Genomic DNA, 248 nt, shown 5'->3' with positions numbered 1-248 from the left:
GCAACACCCAGGACAACAGGGCGCCGAGCAGCGAGATGATCAGCCCGACGCTGATCAGCACCGCACCCCAATGGCCTACCACATGCTCGAGCACCGCAGCCATCGACGGGTTCTGCAGCTTGGCCAGTTCCGGTTGGGTCATGACCCCCAGCGACAGTACATTGACCAACACCAACAGTGCCAACACCCCGAGAAACCCCACCACCGTGGCCTTGCCGACATCCGACCGGCGCTGTGCGCGCCCCGAA

1 protein-coding gene is annotated in these 248 nt (G+C 64.1%); it reads right to left on the bottom strand.

What is annotated here, in order from left to right; translation table 11 throughout:
- A partial coding sequence (locus J5M56_RS26070; protein WP_207938199.1) for an amino acid permease occupies nucleotides 1-248 on the bottom strand: 248 nt, incomplete at both ends.

Source organism: Pseudomonas sp. 51_B, from assembly GCF_017491595.1.
Lineage (GTDB): Bacteria > Pseudomonadota > Gammaproteobacteria > Pseudomonadales > Pseudomonadaceae > Aquipseudomonas > Aquipseudomonas promysalinigenes.
Note: the sequence above shows the minus strand (reverse complement) of the source record. Positions and strands in the feature narration are given on the sequence as shown.